Genomic DNA, 1584 nt, shown 5'->3' with positions numbered 1-1584 from the left:
AGCCGGATGATGGGAAACTGTCAAGTCCGGTTCTTGGGGGAGGAGGACACGGCGACGTGTGCCTCCTTACCCGCCATCAACCATTAGGCACTTCTCTCTAAACTGCATACATTCCCGACTCTAAACTGCCTCATAAAATTGTGGCTAAAATCGGGCGTGATGGACGCAAACAAGTTGTTCCCTATCGATGAAGGAACCCCTCAAGGGGAAGTTATTTCACCCTTATTAGCAAACATAGCCCTTCACGGCTTGGAAGATAGACTCAAGCAATTTGCGTCAAGTCTCCCAGAAAGAAAAAAGGAGAACATCAGCGCCCTGACAATAGTGAGATACGTTGATGACTTTGTGGTATTACACCCAAGTCTTCACCTCATCACTCAGAGCAAACAGATAGTCGCAGAATGGCTCAATGGGATGGGGTTAGAAATGAGTGAAAAGAAAACTCGAATCACTCACACCTTGATGCAAGTGAAAAACCAACAACCAGGATTAAACTTCCTGGGTTTTAATATCAGACAATATCCAGTTGGTCAAACGCATACAGGAAGAGTCCAGGGGAAATTATTGGGGTTTAAAACACTCATCAAGCCCAGCGAAAAGAAAATTCAACTCCATGTACGGGAAATCGGAGAAATAATAATATCCGCCCACAAAACGGCAAAACAGGAAGCATTAATTGCCCACCTGAATCCACTAATTATGGGATGGAGTAATTACTACTCAACATTAGTTAGCAAGGAAACGTTTAATACGTGGGATAATCACCTGTACAGCCAATTGAAGGCATGGGCAGAACGCCGTCACCCCAACAAAAATTCCTCCTGGATTGCTAATAAATATTGGCAAACTGTGGGAGAAAGAAACTGGGCATTTGGCGCAAGTTAAGGGGAAGAAATTTTCCTTTTAGCTGAACATAGGAAAACGCCAATTATTAGACACATAAAAGTCAAAGGCAAGTTCAGCCCCTTCAAGGGAGATTGGGCGTATTGGAGCACCCGTAGAGGAACTCACCCACAAACATCGACAAGAGTCTCGCGACTCATGAAGATACAAAAAGGGAAGTGTCCACACTGCAACTTATATATTTCTTCTGAGGACTTAATTGAGGTTGACCACATCATCCCCCGTTCACAAAACGGAAAAGATAACTAGAGCAACATTCAATTACTCCACAGGCATTGTCACGACACAAAAACAACAATAGATACCAAATTCCCTGTTGGAAGTACCCATATCAAGGGTCAAAATACAGAGGAGCCGGATGACGCGAAAGTGTCAGGTCCGGTTCTGAAGACGAGCGGTTCCCGTGAGGGAATCGCTTAGTTTAACGGCAAGCACGGTTCCGCATGGGAGGGAGAAGGTGGTAACATCTTCTCTCGACTCTACCTACAGCTTACCATTGAAGTATGTCGCTTTTAATTACTAGACTTGAAGTGCAGGCTTTCGCAAACAGTCTTGAAATTATCTGCGTTTATCTGCGGTTTCCTGATCAATCCAAAATTTATGCAATAAGCTGTTGCACATTTAAACTGTGATACACGCATTGCCCTTATTTTTGATTTTACGACCCCACTTAATTATTAA

Annotated in this window: 2 protein-coding genes; both read left to right on the top strand. The window is 43.6% G+C overall.

Going from position 1 to position 1584, the window contains the following annotated elements; translation table 11 throughout:
* Window positions 1–102 precede the first annotated feature (102 nt).
* Window positions 103–885, top strand: coding sequence for a group II intron maturase-specific domain-containing protein (locus tag QT996_RS28430; protein WP_333050848.1), 783 nt, complete (start codon window positions 103–105; stop codon window positions 883–885).
* Between the two features lie 156 nt (window positions 886–1041).
* On the top strand, window positions 1042–1152 hold the full coding sequence (locus QT996_RS28425) for an HNH endonuclease (RefSeq protein WP_333050847.1): 111 nt from the start codon (window positions 1042–1044) through the stop codon (window positions 1150–1152).
* Window positions 1153–1584: the final 432 nt, after the last annotated feature.

This window comes from Microcoleus sp. S13C4, from assembly GCF_036700865.1.
Lineage (GTDB): Bacteria > Cyanobacteriota > Cyanobacteriia > Cyanobacteriales > Microcoleaceae > Microcoleus.
This window is presented reverse-complemented; position numbering and strand designations above follow the sequence as displayed.